The organism is Gordonia jinghuaiqii, from assembly GCF_014041935.1.
GTDB lineage: Bacteria > Actinomycetota > Actinomycetes > Mycobacteriales > Mycobacteriaceae > Gordonia > Gordonia jinghuaiqii.
In genome coordinates this window covers 3,963,678-3,983,697 of sequence record NZ_CP059491.1, presented here as the reverse complement: position 1 = coordinate 3,983,697, position 20,020 = coordinate 3,963,678, and the positions used below count along the sequence as shown (strand labels likewise).

Annotated in this window: 1 protein-coding gene (running past one end of the window); it reads left to right on the top strand. The window is 70.6% G+C overall.

Translation table 11 applies throughout. The features are described 5' to 3' along the window. Positions 1-20,020: the 3' portion of a non-ribosomal peptide synthetase gene (locus H1R19_RS17770; RefSeq protein ID WP_219849706.1), read on the top strand. Its footprint begins 14,771 nt before the window's first position; the window shows 20,020 of its 34,791 coding nt (coding positions 14,772-34,791); the start codon falls outside the window, past its left edge; it ends in the stop codon at positions 20,018-20,020.

The following is a 20,020-nucleotide window of genomic DNA, read 5'->3' as shown; positions in this document are numbered from 1 at the left end:
GCGCGAGCCGTGGCTGGTGGTCAGCATCCTCGCCGTCCTCAAGTGCGGCGCCGGGTATCTGCCGCTCGACGCCACCAATCCGGTGGAACGCCTGCGCGGCATCCTCGACGACGCGAAACCGGTGTGCGTGCTCGGTGACCCGTCGGAGACCGAGATCGCCGACACCCACCTGACGCCCGCCGACGTCGCGGCCGCCCGCGGCCGTGTCATCACCCCGGCCGAACCGACCCCCATCACCCCCGACGACCGTGCGTACGTGATCTTCACGTCCGGCTCGACGGGACGCCCCAAGGGCGTGATGGTGCCGCACCGCGACGTCGCCACCCTGCTCGACGCCGCGGACGACCACTTCGACTTCGGCGCCGACGACGTGTGGACCATGTTCCACTCCATCGCCTTCGACTTCTCGGTCTGGGAGCTGTGGGGCCCGCTGCTGCACGGCGCCCGGCTCATCCTCGTCGACCCGATGGTCGCGCGTTCCCCCGACGACTTCCTGGCCCTGGTCGCCGACCGCGGCGTCACGGTGCTCAGTCAGACGCCGGCCGCGTTCTATCAGCTGGCCCAGGCCCGGCGCGCCAACCCGGTGCCGACGTCGTTGCGCTACATCGTCTTCGGTGGTGAAGAGCTCAACTTCACCTACGTGGACCGGTGGTTCCGAGATCTCGCGTCCGACACCGGCGCTGCCGATTCGGGGCCGGAACTGGTGAACATGTACGGCATCACCGAGACGACCGTGCACGTCAGCATCCGCCCGCTGAGCCCGGAACTGGTGGCGGCATCCTCGGCCAGCCTCATCGGCCCGCCGCTGCCGTCCATGGGCATCCGCATCCTCGACGACCGGCTGCGCCCGGTGCCCGACGGATTCGTCGGCGAGATGTATGTCTACGGTGGGCAACTCGCCCACGGATACCTCGGGCGTGCCGACCTGACGGTCGCACGCTTCGTCGCCGATCCGTTCGCGCCGCCGTCCGATCCGGGCCGCAGGCTGTACCGCACCGGCGACCTCGCACGGCGGGTCGGCGACGACATCGAATACCTCGGCCGCCGCGATGAGCAGATCCAGCTGCGCGGCTACCGCATCGAGCTCGGCGAGGTCACCTCGGCGCTGCTGCGCGTCGACGGTGTCACCGCCGCTGCCTCGATCATCCGCTCCGCCCCGCAGCACGGGGAACGGCTCGTCGGTTACGTGGTTGCGCAGCAGGCTCCCGACCCCGGCGAGATCCGCTCCGCCGTAGGGGAGTTCGTACCGTCGTACATGGTTCCCGACGCGGTCGTGGTGGTCGACGAGCTACCGCTGACCATCAACGGCAAGCTCGATCGCAATGCGCTGCCCGAACCGGTCTTCGGCGACTCCGGTGAGTTCGTCGCGCCCGCCACCGACGCCGAACGCGCAATCGCCGGGATCGTCGCCGATGTGCTCGGTCTGGACGCGGTGTCGGTGACCGGCTCGTTCTTCGACCTCGGCGGCAACTCGCTGTCGGCAACCCGTCTCGCCGCGCGTCTGTCACACGAGCTGGGTGCCGCGGTGTCCGTGCGTACCGTCTTCGACGCCCCCTCGGTGCGCGAGCTCGCCTCGCACATCGACGTCGGTTCGGCAACCGAGTTGCCGCCGATCGTGGCCGGCGCACGACCCGAACGTGTCCCGCTGTCCTTCGCGCAGCGCCGGATGTGGTTCATCAACCACTTCGACACCTCTTCCGGCGCCTACAACATCGTTGCCGCCCTTCGTCTCACGGGTGAGCTCGACGTCGACGCCCTGCGCGGTGCGATCGACGACGTCCTCGCCCGGCACGAGGTGCTGCGTACCACGTATCCGATGATCGACGACGAACCGGTCCAGCAGGTCTGGTCCGTCGACGATGCGCGCGCCGCCCTCGACTGGCAGTTCGTCGCCGAGGACGCGGACACCGTGACGACGACCGCCGCGACGGCGGGCTTCGATCTCGCCGTCGACCTGCCGGTGCGCCTGCGGCTCGTCCGTGAGGACGCCGATCGCCACGTGCTCGTCGTGGTGCTGCACCACATCGCCGGCGACGCCGAGTCGATGCGTCCCCTCACCCGTGACGTGGCGGTGGCCTATGAGGCCCGGCGCCGCGGCATCAGTTCCGCTCTGCCGCCGCTGCCGGTGCAGTTCGCCGACGTGGCGGTCTGGCAGCACGACGTCCTGGGCTCGGTGGACGACCCGGATTCGGTGGTGGCGCAACAGCTGTCGTACTGGCGGACCCGCCTGGCCGGACTGCCCGATGTGGTCGAGCTGCCCGCCGACCGCCCGCGCCCGCTGGTGGCGAGCATGCGAGGCGGCTCGCGCCGCTTCGACATCGACACCGAGATCGCCGCGCGGATAGACGATCTCGCGCGCGCCAACGGCATCACGCCCTTCATGGTCCTGCATTCGGCGCTCGCCGTGCTCGTCTCGCGGCTCGCGAACACCCGTGACGTCCCCATCGGCACCCCGATCGCGGGTCGCGGACGCGCCGAACTCGACGACCTCGTCGGCATGTTCGTCAACACCCTCGTGCTGCGCACCGAGATCAGCCCGTCGATGACCTTCGGCGAGGTCCTCGCGCAGGTGCGTTCGGTCGACCTCGACGCATTCGCCCACTCCGATGTGCCGTTCGAATACCTCGTGGAAGACCTGAACCCGGTCCGTTCGCAGGCGTTCGCGCCGCTCGCCCAGATCATGCTCAACATGCTCGACGACACCGCCGGAACGGCGATCACGTTGTCGGACCTGCGGATCGAGCCGATCGAGGAGACCGGTGAACGTCCCGCCCAGGCCGACCTCACCGTCGAGGTCATCCGGCGCACCGACGGTGCCGCCTGGACCGGCACGCTGCGCTACGCCACCGATCTGTTCGACGATTCGACCATGGATGCATTCGGCCGCCGGTTGTCCACGGTGCTCGATGTGCTCACCTCGCAACCGGATCTGGTCGTCGGCGACGTCGATCTCCTGCTACCCGCGGAACGGGCGGCGCTGACGGCGTTGCCCGAACCCGTCCGCGACCATCCGCGTCGTGGACAGACCCTGGTCGAGTTGCTGTCCGCCACCGCGGCCCGCCACCGCGGCGCGATCGCGGTGACCGCCGGCGGGGACTCGCTGACCTACGCCGAGCTCGACGCCCGATCGTCCCGCCTCGCCGCCCGACTGATCGAGAACGGTGTCACGCCGGGCTCGTTCGTCGGCCTTGCGGTGTCGCGCTCGACGGTGCTGCCCGTCGCCATCGTCGCGATCCTCAAGGCCGGGGCGGCGTACGTCCCGATCGACGTCACCAACCCCGAGGATCGCCTGCGGCACATCCTGTCCGACGCCGACCCGGCCGTCGTGCTCGCCGACGAATCCACGCGCGGGCTGCTGCCGGACGCGGCTCGGGTCGTCGACGTCGAGGCACTGCTTGAAGCGGCGGGACCCGAGCTGACCGCACCGGTGCCGGTGCCGGCCGAGGCCGCCGCGTACATGATCTACACCTCCGGCTCGACCGGTCTGCCCAAGGGCGTGGTGATCGGCCACGCGCAGGTGAGCGCCCTGATGGATGCCGCGGTGCAGCACTTCGAGTTCTCGGAGTCGGACGTGTGGACGATGTTCCACTCCTACGCCTTCGACTTCTCGGTGTGGGAACTGTGGGGCCCGTTGCTGACCGGCGGGCGGCTGGTCATCGTCGACCGCGATCTGGCCCGGTCGCCGGACGAGTTCGGCGAACTCGTGCTCGACGAGGGCGTCACGGTGCTGAGTCAGACGCCGTCGGCGTTCTACCAGTTCATCGACGCCTCCGAACGCGCCGCCGACCGCGGCGCCGTGGAGCCGAGCCCGTTGCGCTACATCGTCTTCGGCGGCGAGGACCTGAGTTTCGACCAGGTGCGCCGCTGGTATCTCGCCGTGCCCCAGGGCGGTCCGAAGCTGGTCAACATGTACGGCATCACCGAGACCACGGTGCACGTGACGTTCCGCGAGGTGGATCGAGAGGTGGCCGAGCACGTCGGTGCCAGCCTCGTCGGAGCGCCGTTGTCCACCTTGGCCATCCGCATCCTCGACGAGCGTCTGCGGCCGGTGCCGGAGGGCGTCGTCGGCGAGATCTATGTGGCCGGCGCCCAGCTCGCGCAGCAGTATCACCGGCGCCCGGGTCTCAGCGCCTCCCGTTTTGTCGCTGATCCCTACGCGGCACCGGACGCCGCGGGCAGCAGGCTGTACCGGTCGGGGGACCTCGGCCGTCGCATCGGGAACGACATCGAGTACCTCGGACGCGGTGACGCCCAGATCCAGCTGCGCGGGTTCCGGGTCGAACTCGGTGAGGTCGAGGCGGCGCTGCGGCGCATCCCGGGTGTGATCGCCTCGGCGAGCACGGTATTCGTACGCGAGGGCCGCGAAGATCAGCTCGCCGGCTACGTCGTCGTCGACGGCGACTCCGTCGATGCGGCGTCGGTGCGCGCGCAGGTCGCCCAGTTCGTTCCGGGCTACATGGTGCCCGACACCATCACGGTGATCGAGTCGATCCCGCTGACCGGCAACGGCAAGCTGGACCGGCGCGCGCTGCCGGAGCCGGTGTTCGAGACCACCGAGTACGTCGCGCCCGCGAACGAGACGGAGACGGCGATCGCCGGAGTCGTCGCGGAGGTGCTGGGACTCGACGAGGTCAGCGTGACCGAGTCGTTCTTCGACCTCGGCGGCAACTCCCTGTCGGCCACCCGCGTCGCCGCGCGGATCGGCGAGCGCCTCGGCGTCGACCTGTCCGTACGCGAGCTGTTCGACGGGCCGTCGGTGCGTGAGCTGGCCGCGGCGCTCACCCAGAAGTCCGCAACGGGTGCCCGGTCGGCGCTCGCCCCGGTGAGCAGGGTCGAGGACCGCCCGGCGCGCATCCCGTTGTCCTTCGCACAGCGACGCCTGTGGTTCATCAACCAGCTCGATCCCGCCTCCGCGGCGTACAACATCCCGACGGTGCTGGCGCTGACCGGCGAACTCGACGTCGACGCGCTGCACGCGGCGGTGATCCGGGTCGTCGCCCGTCATGACGTGCTGCACACCACGTTCCCGTCCGTCGACGGTGAACCGCACCAGAAGATCGCCCGCGCCTCCACGGTCGCGGCCCGCCTCGACTGGGACATCGTCGACTCGCAGGACGAGATCGCCGAGGCCGTCGACCGGGGATTCGACGTGGCCAAACAGTGGCCGATCCGGGTCCGCCTGTGGGAGAAGGACTCCGACGAACACGTCCTGGCGGTGGTGGCACACCACATCGCGTTCGACGGTGAGTCGATGTCCCCATTCGTGACCGACCTGGTCACCGCCTACCTCGCCGAGATCGAGGAACGCGAACCGGATTTCGCTCCGCTCGAGGTCCAGTTCGCCGACTTCGCCATCTGGCAGCACGAGGTGCTCGGGTCACCCGAGGACCCCGACTCGGTGGTCGGCGGCCAACTCGAGCAGTGGAAGCACACCCTCGCGGGCCTGCCCGACCTGGTGGAGCTGCCGACCGACCGCGCCCGCCCGCCGGTGGCGAGCGGACGCGGAGATCGCGTCGACGTCGAGATCCCCGCCGACGTCGCCGCCCGGATCGGTGATCGTGCACGCGAACTCGGCGTCACCCCGTTCATGATCGTCCATTCGGCGCTCGCGGTGCTGCTGTCGCGGCTGAGTGCCACCGACGACATCGCGATCGGCACACCCGTCGCGGGACGCGGGCAACGCGTACTCGATCCGCTCGTCGGTATGTTCGTCAACACACTGGTGCTGCGCAGCCCCGTCGAGCAGGGAGCATCGTTCCGCGAGCTGCTCGCCGACGTGAAGGACATCGATCTCGCGGCCATGTCGGCGGCGGATGTCCCTTTCGAGGAGATCGTCGAGGCCCTACGCCCGGCGCGGTCCTCCGCGTTCGCGCCGTTCACGCAGGTGTGGCTGACCTTCGACCAGTCGGCACTGCCGGAACTGGCCGGCAGCGACGTGCAGGCCGGCGAGATCGCCGGGCTGCAGGTGTCGCCGGTCGGCGCCGGCGGGGTGCCCGCGCGCGTCGACCTCCTGGTGGGAGTGGCCCCCGGCGACGGCGACTGGCAGATGTCGTTGATCTTCGCGACCGACCTGTTCGATCGGTCCACCGTCCTCACCTACGGCGACTACCTCGTCGGCATCCTCGATGCGGCGCTCGCCGATCCGGCGGCACCGGTGGGCGATCTGCCGTTGCGTGCCCGCGACCACGCGGACGCCGACGTCGTCGCGACGACCCCGGCGTCCGGTGATGCCGGGGAGTACCGGGTGCTCGACCCGACCGACGGCGCCGATCCCGGTGCGGTGGTCCTCAGCGGACCGGCGACGCCTCCGAAGCTGTTGCGCGACATCTTCGCCGAGGCCGCGGCGGCGTGGGGACCGCGCCAGGCCGTCGTCGACGCCGACGGCGTCGCGCTCACCTACACCCAGCTCGACGAGCAGTCCAACCGGCTGGCCCGCTGGCTCCTGGCCCGCGGGATCGGTACCGAGTCGCTGGTCGCGCTCGCGATCGGCCGCTCGGCACGGCTGCTCACCGCGATCTGGGCCGTGGCGAAGACGGGCGGCGCCTATGTGCCGATCGACCCCGATTACCCGGCCGACCGGGTGGCGGCGATGGTCGAGGACTCGGGAGCCGTTCTGGGACTGACGGTCTCGTCGACCGGGGACCTCCCGGCCGCGGGCTCGGCCTGGACGAGGCTCGACGATCCGGCGATCGAGGCCGAGATCGCCTCGGCGAGTGCCGATCCGATCACCGACGCCGACCTCCCGGCGCCGGTGCGTGTGCACAACACCGCGTACGTCATCTTCACGTCGGGTTCGACCGGGCGTCCCAAGGGCGTCACGGTGACCCACACCGGTCTGGCGAACTTCGCCTCCGAGGAGCGCAAGCGTTCCTCGGCCGACGAGTACACCCGCGTCCTGGGCTTCGCGTCGCCGAGTTTCGACGCGTCGGTGCTGGAGTATCTGCTGGCGACCGTGAGCGGCGGTGTGCTCATCTACCGTCCCAGCGAAGCCGTCGGCGGTGCGGAACTGCAGGACTACATGATGCGGCAGGCGGTGACCCACACCTTCCTGACGCCGACGGTGCTGTCGACCCTGCAGTCTTCGGCACTGCCCGCGCTGCGGGTGGTCTATGCCGGTGGTGAGGCCGTACCGCAGGCACTCAAGGACGAGTGGGCGGCCATGCGCCGTATCCAGAACCTGTACGGCCCCACCGAGACCACCATCGGTGTCGCGATCAGCGAACCCATGCAGATCGGTGCCCCGGTCTACCTCGGCGGTCCGATCAACGGGGTCGGGCTGCTCGTCCTCGACAACCGCCTCAAGCCGGTGCCGCCGGGTGTCCCGGGAGAGCTCTACGTCGTCGGACACGCCGTCTCACGCGGTTATCTGGACCATCCCGCGCTCACCGCGGTGCGTTTCGTCGCCAATCCGTACGGCATCCCCGGCGACCGCATGTACCGCACCGGCGACGTGGTCCGTTGGCGCAAGGACGATCTCGGCCGTCAGGTCCTGGAGTACTCGGGCCGCAGCGACGATCAGGTGAAGCTGCGCGGACTGCGCATCGAGCTCGGTGAGATCGAGAGCACGCTGACCGCGCACCGCGCGGTCGACTCGGCCGTCGTGGTGGGTGTGGGCGGTTCGGTGGCCACCGCGCTCGCCGCCTACGTGGTCGGCGACACCGACGCCATCGACACCGCCGAGCTGCGCGTGTTTCTTGGCGAACGTCTACCCGCGCACATGGTTCCGGCGTCGATCATGGTGCTGGACACCCTGCCGCTGACCCCGGTCGGCAAACTCGACAAACAGGCGCTACCCGAACCGGTCATCTCCGTCGGCGAGTACGTGGCGCCCGCCGACGACTCCGAGGCCGCGGTCGCCGAGGTCTTCGCCGAGGTGCTCGGCGTGGACCGGGTGTCGGTCACCGACTCCTTCTTCGACCTCGGTGGCAACTCGCTGTCGGCGACCCGTGTGGTCGCCCGCGTCGCCGACCGGCTCGGCGTGGCGGTCTCGGCGCGCGACCTGTTCGACGCGCCCAGCGTGCGAAAGCTCGTCGCGGCCTCCACCGGTCGCGAGGCCGACGGGCGTGAACCGCTCGTTTCCGGCCCGCGGCCCGACCGGGTGCCGCTGTCGTTCGCGCAGCAGCGCATGTGGTTCATCAACCAGTTCGACACGAGCTCACCGGCATACAACGTCCCGGTCGGCCTGCGCATCACCGGAGGACTCGACGCCGGAGCCCTGCGGGACGCCGTCGCCGACATCATCGCGCGGCACGAGGTGTTGCGTACGGTGTTCCCGGCCCCCGACGGCACGCCGTACCAGGACGTGCTGCCCGTCGACGAGGCACTCCGACGCCTCGACATCGTCCTCGGCGGCGATGCGGAGTCGGTGCATGCGGCCGCGACCGAAGGCTTCGACGTGACCGTCGACCTGCCGATCCGCGTGCGGGTGGCGCGTGTGGCCGGTGACGGTGACAAGGCCGGCGACGGGGACGAGTACGTGCTCATGCTCGTGACCCATCACATCGCCTCCGACGGTGAATCGGCCCCGATCCTGGCCCGCGACCTGATCGGCGCCTACGCCGCGCGCACGGCCGACCAGGAGCCGAGCTGGTCCGAATTGCCGGTCCAGTACGCCGATTTCGCGCTCTGGCAGCACCGGGTGCTCGGCTCGGTCGACGACGAGACCTCGGTGCTCGCGGCGCAGGTCGACTACTGGCGTCAGGCGCTGGCGGAGACACCCGAGGTCCTGCCGCTGCCGACCGACCGGCCGCGTCCGCCGGTGTTCGACCCGACCGCCGGCCTGCTCACCTTCACCATCGAGGCCGACATGCTCGACGGCCTCGCCACGCTGGCCCGCGACAGCGGGGCCACCCCGTTCATGGCGGTGCACGCCGCGCTGGCGGTGACCCTCGCACGGCTGGCGAATTCCCCCGACGTGACCGTCGGCGCGGCAGTCGCCGGCCGCGGCGAGCGCGCCCTGGACGAGCTCGTCGGGATGTTCGTCAACACCGTCGTCCTGCGCACGGTGATCACCCCGGGGGAGACGGTCACCGAGATGCTCGACCGCGTACGCCTCGACGACCTCGAGGCCTTCGCCCATGCCGACGTCCCGTTCGAGCAGGTCGTGGAAGCGGTTGCACCGCAACGGTCCACGGCCCATGCGCCACTGTTCCAGGTGGGCTTCAACTATCTGGTCGACACCGATGACGACGGAAACGCCTCGGCGCTCGAGGCTCTCGGGGTCGAGTTTCTCGCCGCACAGACGCCTGCCACCAAGTTCGACCTGTCGTTCTCGTTCGTCGAGCGCCCGGCCGGGCCCGGTGCGGCGGGCGACCGTGAGCTGCGAGGGGAGATCTCCTACGCCGCCGCGCTCTTCGACCCGGCGACCGTCGAGCGTTTCCTCGCGGTGTTGCGGCGTGTCATCGGCGGGATGATCGCCGACCCCGGTCGCGCCGTCGACGACATCGAGATCATCGACTCCGAGACGCTCGCCGCGCTGGTCCCGGCGAGTACGCCCCGCCACGACGGTGTGACCTCGCAGACGATGCCCGAACTGCTCGCCGCGCGCGACCTCGATCTCGACCGCCCCGCGGTCATCGAGGGCAACCGCGTCGTGGATTACCGCGAGTTCGAGTCGACGACCAGCCGCATCGCCCGCGAGCTCATCGCAGCCGGTGTCGGACCGGAGATTCCTGTCGCCGTGGGTATCTCGCGGTCACTGGAGTCGGTCATCGCGGTCTGGGCGGTCCTCAAGGCCGGCGGGGCCTACCTGCCGGTGGATCCCCGGCTGCCCGCCGACCGCATCGCGCTGATGCTCACCGACTCCGGTGTGCGGACCGGGCTGACCGTCGGCAAGGACGCCGGTGTGTTCGCCGAGGCGGCCGGAACCGCCGTCGAGTGGCTCGTCCTGGACGACGAGGCGACCCGGGAACGCATCGAGGCTCGACCCGGCACCCCGGTCGAGAACGCCGAACGCGGCGGCGATCTGCACCTGGACTCACTTGCCTATCTGATCTACACCTCCGGCTCCACCGGCGTACCCAAGGCTGTCGCGGTCACCCATCGCGGGCTCGCCGACCTCCTCGCCGAACAGCGCGCCATCAGCGGTTCCGGCTCCGACGTGCGCATCCTGCACGTCGCATCCCCGAGCTTCGACGCCGCCTTCTTCGAGATGATCTGGGCTTACGGGCTGGGCGTCACCTCGGTGGTGTCACCGGCTGAGGTCTACGGCGGCGACGACCTGGCCGCGGTGATCCGCGCCGGTGCGGTCACCGACATGGTGATCACGCCGTCCGTGCTCGGCACGCTCGACCCGGCCTCGGTGCCGACGCTGCGCCATCTGACCACGGCCGGCGAGGCGTGCCCACCCGAACTCGTCGCGCGATGGGCTCCGCGGACGTCGATGCACAACCTGTACGGCCCGACCGAGACCACGGTCTGGGCGACCGTCGGCGAGATGTCCGCGGACCGGCCCGTCACCATCGGTGCCCCGATCCACGGCTTCTCCGCCGTCGTCCTCGACACTCGCCTGCGGCCGGTTCCCGTCGGCGTCACCGGCGAGCTCTATCTCGCCGGGGAGGGTCTGGCCCGTGGTTACGTGGAGCGCCGTGGGCTCACCGCGAATCGCTTCGTCGCCGCGCCCTTCGGGGCGCCCGGCACCCGGATGTACCGCACCGGCGACCTGGCGCGGTGGAACGCCGATCACGAACTCGTCTACGCCGGCCGCTCGGACTTCCAGGTCAAGATCAACGGCCAGCGCGTGGAACTCGGTGAGATCGACGCCGCGCTCACCGACGACCCCGCGGTCGCCCAGGCGTTTACTCTGGGTATCGACAGTCCCTCGGGCGCAACGCGTCTCGTGAGCTACGTGGTGACCGAGACACCGGCGGACTTCGACGCCGCCGCCGCCCGCGACCGGCTCGCGGGCCGCCTGGCCGAGTACATGGTGCCCTCGGCCGTGGTGGCCATCCCCGCGGTCCCGCTCACGCCGACGGGCAAACTCGACCGCACCGCGCTACCGGTGCCCGGTATCGCCGACGAGGACACCTTCTCCGCGCCCGCGACCGCGACCGAACAGACCATCGCCGACGTCTTCGCCCTGGTTCTCGGTGGCGTGCCGGTGTCGGTGACCCGCTCGTTCTTCGAACTCGGCGGCGACAGCATCATGTCGATCCAGTTGTCGTCCCTGCTGCGTGCGGCCGGGTTGACCGTGACACCGCGTGACATCTTCGAACACCGCACGGTGCGCGCACTGGCCGGCGTCGCCCGCGACACGCAGGCGCTGGCGCTGCCCGAACTCGACGGCGGCGCAACCGGTTCGGTGACGGTGCCGCCGATGGCCCACTGGCTCCTCGAACACGCCACCGACGCCGGCGATGTCGCCGACTTCTCACAGGCCTCCGTGCTGGCACTGCCCGCGCACCTCGACGAGGGGCGTCTGGTCGACGTCGTCGCCGCCGTGGTCGCACACCACCCGATGCTGACCGCCGCCTTCACCGTCGGTGACGGTTCCGGCTCGGCGCCGACGCTGAACGCGGGCACGGCATTCGACGCCCCGGCCGCGGTGCGGTGGGTCACCGTCGACGCGGTGCCGGGAACACCGGCATTCACCGACGCCGTCCACACCGCACACCGCGAGGCGTTGCGACGTCTGGACCCCGCAGCGGGGCTGATGGCACAGTTCGTCGCCGTCATCCCCACCGACGACCGCACCGGTGGCCGCCTCGTCGTGGCCGTCCATCACCTCGCCGTGGACGCCGTGTCCTGGCAGACGATCGTCACCGACCTCGCCACCGCGTGGGCACAGCGCGCCGTGGACGCGCCGATCGAGCTGCGCCCCACCGGCACCTCGTTCCGCCGGTGGGCGCAGGTGCTGGCCGACCTCGCCGATCTCGACGACGAGGACGCGACGTTCTGGGAAGAGCAGCTGCCGGTCGACCGGATCGAGATCGCCGGGCCGCTCGATCCGGCCCGGGATCGCCTGTCCGCCACCAGGTCCGTTCCCGTCGAGGTGCCCGCGCGACTGACCGAGGCCCTGCTCACTCGGGTTCCGGCGGCCTTCCGCGCCGGCATCGACGACGTGCTCGTCGCGGCTTTCGCCGCCGCGGTCGGGGGCCACGCCGGAGCCGGGGACGGCGTCGTGCCGATCCTTCTCGAGGGACACGGACGAGAGGAAGACGTCGCACCAGGAGCGGACCTGGCCCGCACCGTCGGCTGGTTCACCTCGATCGCGCCTGTCGCGGTTGACGTCACCGGCATCGAATCCGCCACGGGGACAGACCCGGTGGCGCTGGCCAAGGCCGTCAAGGCGGTCAAGGAGGTCCGCAGGCAGATGCCCGCTCGCGGGCTGTCGTTCGCCGCCGCGCGGTACCTCGCCGCCGACTCGCCCCTGCGCAAGCGGCCCCTGCCCGCCATCGGCTTCAACTATCTCGGCAACGCCGGCGGCACAGCCGGTGCAGACGGGTCAGTGGACACCCCGGACACCCCGGACACCCCGGTCACGTCGATCCCGTTCACCCCCGCGCCCGAGCGCTACGACCTCCCGCCGACGGCCTCGGGTGCGATGGTGGCGCCGGCGGCACTGTCGGTCAACGCCGTAGTGACCACCGCCGACGCCGAGCGCGTCCTGCACGCCGACCTGACCTTCCCGGCGGCCGTGCTCGACGACGCCGTGGTCGCCGATCTCGCCGACCGGTGGGTCGCCGCGCTCGATCAGATCGTCGCCTTCATCGATGCCGGCGCCGACCCCGGTCGCAGTCCCTCGGATCTGTTGGCCCCCGGCCTCACCCAGGCCGAGGTCGACGAACTCGAAGCGCGCTACGGCGACGACGTCGAGGTGTGGCCGTTGTCGCCGCTGCAACGCGGACTGTTCTTCCAGGCCGATCTCGCCGCCGACGACGCGGCGCCCGACGTCTACATCACGCAGGCGGTGATCGACTTCGCGGGCACCCTGGACACCGCCCGCATGCGCGCCGCCGCCGACGCGGTCCTCGCACGCCACGCGATCCTGCGTTCGGGTTATGTCCGCACGGCCCGCGGCAGCATGGTGGCCGTCGTACCGCCCACCGTCGCAGCCGATGTCGAGGTCGTCGACCTGCGAGACGTGCCCGAGGACCAGCTCTCCGCGCGTCGCGCCGCCGTGACCGACGAGCAGCGCACGCGCCGATTCGACATGTCGCGACCGGGCCTCATCCGGTTCACCGTCATCACCGAACGCGACGACCGGCACAGCCTGGTGATCACCAATCACCACATCCTGCTCGACGGGTGGTCGGGGCCCCTCGTGGTCACCGACCTGCTCGCCGCGTACTTCACCGGCTCGGTGATCGGCACGGCCGACGCACCCGACTACGACGCCTTCCTCGAGTGGCTGTCGCGCCGCGACACCGAGACCGGGGTGGCGGCCTGGCGCGAGCGACTCGCCGGCATCGACGGCCCGACGCTCGTCGCACCGCTCGCCGCGGCGCCCGACGAACCGGCGCCACCGCGCGATCACGCGGTCGATGTCGACACGGGCACCACCCGCGCACTCACCGAACTCGCCCGCACCCAGGGCGTGACCATGTCCACCGTCCTGCAGACCGCATGGGCGATCCTGTTGTCGCGCATGACCGGCCAGCGCACCGTGGTCTTCGGCGAGACCGTGTCGGGCCGACCATCCGACCTCGACGGTGCCGAGGCGATGGTCGGGCTCTTCATCAACACCATCCCGGTCGCGGTGACGATCGGGGCCGAGTCCACCGTGGCGTCGGTCCTCGACGAGCTGCAACGCGCCAAGACCGCGGTCCTCGACCATCACCACATCGGTCTGGCCGACATCGCCGCCGCGGTGGGGGAGAACGTCCTGTTCGACACCCTCACCGTGTACGAGTCCTATCCGGTCGACACCTCCGCGGCGGCCGACGCGATGTCCGCGGACTCGCTCGAGGCCGGCGAGTTGCGGGTCACCTCGGTCGCGGGCCGGGATGCCACGCACTACCCGCTGACGCTCGCCGCGGCCCCCGCCGGTGAGACGATCACCCTGACGCTGAAGTACCTGCCGGACGTCTTCGACGACCGGACCGTCGACGCCTTCGCGGCAACCCTGCAGCACCTGCTCGCGGCGTTCACCGAGAACCCCGGACGCGCCGTCGCCGACATCGGACTTCTCGCCGATGCCGGCCACGATCAGGTGTCCCTGGTGGGGCCCGCACCCGAACCCACCCTGACGCTGGCCGAGATGCTGACCGCCTCGGCCGCCCGCCACCCCGACCGGACCGCCGTCGTCTTCGACGGGCGCGAACTGAGTTACCAACGCCTCGACGCACTGTCGAACGCCGTCGCACGGATGCTGCTGGCACGCGGCGTCCGCCCGGAAACGCCGGTGCTGTCGGCCTTCTCGCGGTCGGACCTGTTGCAGGTCGTGCTGTGGGCGATCGTCAAGACCGGCGCCGTCTACACCCCGATCGATCCGAAGTACCCGAGCGATCGCGTGCGGATGGTCGTCGAGGACTCCGGTGCGACCGTCGGCCTGGCCGACGCCGCCGCGGTGGGGACGATGCCTGTCGGTCCGGACTGGATCACCATCGATCACGCTGCGCTCGACGAGTTGGCATCGGCATGGTCGACCGCGCCGTTGACCGACGCCGAGCGCGGCGCCGTCATCCGGCCGGAGAACGCCGCCTACGCCGTCTTCACCTCGGGTTCGACGGGCCGGCCCAAGGGTGTCCTGGTGTCCCACACCGGGTTGCGCAACGTCGCCTCGAGCCTGGCGGCCCGCCACCGGGCAGAATCGCCGGCGCGGTGGCTCGGTGTCAGCTCGCCCGCGTTCGACGCGTCGATGATGGAGATCCTGGGCGCCTACGTCGACGGGGGGACCCTGGTCGTCTCGCCGAGTGACGTCTACGGCGGCGCCGACCTCGGGCGTTTCATCACCGACCACGAGGTCACGTCGGCGTTCTTGGTCAACAGCGTCGCAGCGTCGATCCCGGCGACCCGGAACTCCACGCTGCGGGATCTTCTGGTCGGCGGCGAGGCCCTCGCCGCGACCGAGCTGGAACGCTGGACCACGAGTCTTCCGGATCTCGACTTCTTCAACGTGTACGGGCCGACCGAGACCACGATCATCTGTACGGGTACCGACGCTCTGCATGCGGGCGAGTCGATCTCGATCGGTAGCCCCCTCGTCGGCGTCGAGGCACTGCTGCTCGACGACAGGTTGCGCCCGGTACCGCTGGGGATCGCGGGTGAGCTCTACATCGCCGGGCCTGCCCTGGCACGTGGGTACCTGGGACGCGGCGGACTCTCGGCGGAGCGCTTCGTCGCGAATCCCCACGGGGAGCCGGGTTCCCGCATGTACCGCACCGGAGACCTGGCGCGCCGGAATTCCCGTGACCAGATCGAGTATGTGGGGCGGACCGACTTCCAGGTGAAGATCCGGGGTCTCCGCATCGAGATGGGAGAGGTCGAGGCGGCACTCCTCCGTGTGGGCGGCGTCAGTGCGGCCGCGGTCGTGGCCGTCGACGGGCCCGGCGGAATGGCGCTGGCCGGCTATGTCACCGTCACCGGCGGGACAACCCCCGACCCGGGCCGGATCCTTGCCGACCTGAACACCCTGCTGCCGGCGTACATGGTGCCGTCCAGCTTGACGGTCCTCGACGAGATCCCTCTGAACCCCATCGGCAAGGTCGACCGCCGGGCCCTGCCCGAGCCCGACTTCGCGGTGGCCGAGGTGGTCGCCCCGCGGACCCCCGCCGAGGAGTCCATCGCCCAGGTCTTCCGCGAGGTGCTCGGCGTCGACGAGGTCTCGGTCATCGGGTCGTTCTTCGACCTGGGCGGCAACTCGTTGTCGGCGACCCGGCTGGCCGGCCGGTTGTCCGAGCTCGTCTCCGACCGGGTCGGCGTGCGTGAGATCTTCGACCACCCCTCGGTAGCCGAACTCGCCCGCCATCTGCCGCAACCGGGTGGCCTCGGCGCCGCCCCGATCGTGTCCGGCCCTCGGCCGCACCGCATCCCGCTGTCGCTGGCCCAGCAGCGCATGTGGTTCATCAACCAGCTCGACGTGACCTCGGCGGCGTACAACATCCCCGCGGTCCTGCGCCTCGTCGGCGACCTCGACGTCGAGGCATTGTGGGCCGCGGTCGGCGACGTGGTCGCCCGGCACGAGGTGCTGCGGACCAGCTACCCCGTCGTCGACGACGGCCCCGTCCAGGCGATCGCCGAGCGCGACGATGCGCTACGCGATCTCGACATCGAGGTCGTGGACTCGCTCGATCAACTGATCTCCTCGGCGACAACCGGTTTCGACATGACGGTCGACGCGCCGTTGCGGGTCCGGCTGCTCGCCGAATCGCCGGCCGACGGTGCGCCGTCACACCTGTTGTCGGTGGTGGTGCACCACATCGCGGCCGACGGCGAGTCGATGGGACCGCTCGTACGGGACCTCATCACGGCCTACGAGGCGCGCCGCGCCGGTGCGGCGCCGGGATGGCAGCCCCTCGAGGTGCAGTTCGCCGATGTGGCGCTCTGGCAGCACGACGTCCTCGGATCGGTCGACGACCCGACCTCGGTGCTCGGCACCCAGCTCGGCTACTGGACCGACCGGCTCGCCGGGATCCCCGACGTCACCGATCTCCCCGCCGACCGGCCACGCCCGGCGGTGGCCTCCCAGCGCGGTGCGCAGGTGCAGTTCGACATCCCGGCCGGGGTGGCGAACGGAATCGCCGCCACCGCCCGCGCCCATGGGGTCACGCCGTTCATGGTGGTGCACGCCGCGCTCGCGGTGCTGATCGCCCGGCTCTCCGCAGGCGACGACATCACCATCGGTACACCGGTGGCGGGCCGCGGCCGACGCGAACTCGACGACCTCGTCGGCATGTTCGTCAACACGCTGGTGCTGCGCACCCGGGTGACGCCCGAGGCGAGTTTCGCCGACGTGCTGGAGGACGTCCGCACCGCCGACATCGACGCATTCGCGCACGCCGACGTGCCCTTCGAGTTCCTCGTCGAGGAGCTCAACCCGGTGCGCTCGCAGGCGTTCGCCCCGCTGACGCAGATCATGCTGACCTTCGCCCAGGCCGCCTCCGGCGCCTCGGACGGCAGCGCCGACCGGGCGCCGGAATCGGAGACCGACGAACTGCGCGTCGAACCCGTTGCGCCGTCCGATTTTCCGGCCCAGGTCGACCTGACCTTCGGGATCACCACCGCCGCTGCCGATGCGCCGTGGCACGGTTCGCTGATCTACGCCACCGATCTGTTCGACGAGCCGACGGTCGCGCGCATGGCCGACAGCCTGGTCCGAATCCTCGGCGGCGTCACCAGCGATGTGCACACCGCGGTGGGTGACCTGCCGGTCTTCGCCGACCAGGACACCGAGCAGGTGCAGCAGTGGAGTCGCGGGCCGGAGGTCGCGGTGCCCGCCGAGACACTCCCGGACCTGGTCTACCGCCAGATCGCGGCCACACCGTCGGCCACGGCCCTCGTCTTCGAGGACCGCGAGGTGAGCTACGGCGAGTTCGGTGCCCGCGTCGCGAGCCTGGCCCGGTACCTCATCGGGCAGGGAGTGGGTCCGGACGTGGCTGTTGCCGTGGCCGTTCCGCGCTCGATCGACCTGCTCGTCGCGCTGCACGCCGTGGTCGCCGCGGGCGGACACTATGTGCCGATCGATCTCGACGCACCGATCGACCGGGTCCGACACATCGTCGAGACCGCCGATGCCCGCCTCGTGGTCGTCTCGTCGGACTCCGCCGACGCCGCACCCGGTCTCGACCTCGACCGTATCGTTCTCGACTGCGCGATACCGATCGACGTCACCGGGTATGAGCCGGTCTCCGACCGTGACCGGACCGCGCCGCTGCGCACCGCACACACCGCCTACACCCTGTTCACCTCGGGGTCGACGGGCCGGCCGAAGGGTGTGGCGGTGCCGCACGAGGCCATCGTCAACCGTCTGCGGTGGATGCAGTCGGCATTCCCGCTCGACGTCGGCGACGTCGTGCTGCAGAAGACACCGGTGACTTTCGACGTGTCCGTCTGGGAGCTGTTCTGGCCGTTGATGACCGGTGCGCGACTCGTCATCGCGCGGCCCGATGCCCATCGCGACCCGCAGTACCTGGCGCAGACCATCGCCGACCACCGGGTCACGACCCTGCACTTCGTGCCGTCGATGCTGTCCACCTTCGTCGATGTGGTGGGGCCGGAGACCCTGAACCGACTGCGTACGGTCCGCACCCTGTTCACCTCCGGCGAGGCCTTGCCTGCGGCCGTGGCGCAGGCTGCGGCGTCGTCGCTGCCCGCGGCGACGGTGCACAACCTGTACGGCCCGACCGAGGCGGCCGTCGACGTCACCCACCACGAGGTGACACCCGCCGATGAGGTGATCCCGATCGGCGTCCCGGTCTGGAACACCACCGTGCACGTTCTCGACCCACGGCTGCGGCCGGTCCCGGCCGGGGTGAACGGTGAGTTGTACCTCGGCGGTGTGCAGTTGGCGCGCGGGTACGCGGCCCGGACCGATCTGACGGCCGACCGGTTCGTGGCCGATCCCTTCGGCGCGCCGGGCGAACGGCTCTACCGGACAGGCGATCTGGTGCGGTGGAATCGGGCAGGCGAGCTCGAGTACATCGGCCGGACCGACTTCCAGGTCAAGTTGCGCGGACAGCGCATCGAACTCGGCGAGATCGAGGCCGTCGTCGCATCGGTCCCGGGAGTCGTGCACACCGCGGCCGCGGTCGTCGAGGTCGCCGGTGGCGGGCATCTCGTGGGTTACGTCTCCGGCACCGACCGCGATGCGATCGACGTCGAGGCCGTGCGAGCGGCCGCCGCGCGCGGTCTGCCCGAGTACATGCGCCCCTCGACCTGGGTCGTCCTCGACGCGATGCCGCTGAGCACCGCGGGCAAGATCGACCGGAAGGTGTTGCCGAAACCGGTCTTCGAGGCGGCGGAATACGTTGCGCCCGCTGACGAGACGGAGTCGCTCATCGCCGAGGTCGTCGCCGACGTCCTCGGGGTGGAGCAGGTCAGCGTGACCGAGTCGTTCTTCGACCTCGGCGGCAACTCGCTGTCCGCCGCCCGCGTCATCGGGCGCCTGCGTGAACGGACCGGCCGGGCCGTCGACCTCGCCTGGCTGTTCGCCGATCCGACGATCCGCGGACTCGCCCGTCGCCTGCTGGCCGAACTCCGCGAGGAGTCCTCGGCCGCGCTGGCCGGCGACATCGTGATCCCGTTGCGGAGCGGTGGACGCGGGGCCCCGTTGTTCTGTGTGCATCCCGCAGGCGGTCTGGCGTGGTTCTACGGCGGGCTCGCACCATACGTGACGGATCGACCCATCTACGGCGTCCAGGACCCGCATGTGGTCACCGGGGAGCCGCCGGCCGAGTCGGTCGCCGACATGGCTCGCCGGTACCTCGAGGAGATCCGCGCGATCGCACCGACGGGGCCGTACCACCTGCTGGGATGGTCCCTCGGCGGCGTGATCGCCCAGGAGATCGCCGTACAGCTGCGCAAGGCGGGCGAGACGGTCGGCGTGGTCGGGCTGATGGACGCCGCCCCCGCCCCGGCCGACCTGGCCGGTGCGGATGACGCCGCCGCCGACGCCGACGGTGCCGACGGTGCCGACGCCGAGAATGCCGGGCCCGATGTGGCCGAGCTGCTCGGCGCATGGCGAACACTGTTCGACCTCGACGCGGCCGGGGACGCCGGCGAGGAGGCGACCCCGGAGCAGGTCGCCGAGCTGATCCGGACGCAGCTGCGCGCGACCGGCCTCCTCGACGACGATCAGATCGACCGCATCATGACGAGCTTCCGGATATCCGAGACGGTCATGCTGGAGCACGAGCCGGGGCATTATGACGGAGACATAGTCGTGTTCACCGCGACCGCGGACAAGGCCGACCCGGCACGAGTCGCGTCGAGCTGGCGCCCCTTCATCGGAGGAGACATCACCAACCACGACGTCGATGTCGCTCACCTCGGTATGGCCGACGGTGAGGCGCTCGCGATAATCGGACCGGTATTGAACCAGGCGCTCCGCGAGTCGCCGGAGAGCCGACCTCCGGGCCGGTGA